The 537-nt window shown below is 73.6% G+C and carries 1 protein-coding gene; it reads right to left on the bottom strand.

Features of this window, described 5'->3' with window-relative positions:
- On the bottom strand, positions 1-537 hold a 537-nt coding region (locus tag BIV03_RS17100), incomplete at both ends, for an NAD(P)/FAD-dependent oxidoreductase (protein WP_139202055.1).

Here is a 537-nt window from a genome sequence, read left to right as displayed (position 1 = left end):
CGGCGTCGTCGAGCGGCGCGATGCCGTTCGTGTACACGATGAGGTCGTCCGCCCACGCCGCGAGCAGCAGGGCGCGATCGACGACGTCGTCCGTCTCGCAGAGGAACGCCAACGGCTCGCCGGCCTTCTCGTAGGCATCGCACTCGACGCAGCTGTGCACCGCGGTGCCGTAGAACGCGCGGAGCATCGGGAGCGCCGGGAACTCCTCGCGCAGGCCCGTCGCGAGCACGACGGCACGGGCCGTCGCCTCGACCTCGGTGCCGCGCCAGGCACCGTGCACGAGCCACCGGTCGCCCTCCGGCGCGATCCGGTCCACGACCGTCTGCACGACCGTGGCCTCGGCGTAGGCCTCGACCTCTGCGCGCCCGAGCTTCCGGAGCTCGAGGGGTGAGACACCGTCGCGCGTCAGGAACCCGTGCGACCGCAGCGTGGCGGCGTTCCGGGGGCGGTTGGCGTCCACGAGGAGCACGGTGCGCTTCGCACGGACGAGGTTGAGGGCGGCGCTGAGCCCGGCCGGGCCGGCACCGACGACGACGA

Origin of the sequence: Curtobacterium sp. MCBA15_016 (assembly GCF_001865105.1) — a bacterium.
Classification (GTDB): domain Bacteria; phylum Actinomycetota; class Actinomycetes; order Actinomycetales; family Microbacteriaceae; genus Curtobacterium.
This window is presented reverse-complemented; position numbering and strand designations above follow the sequence as displayed.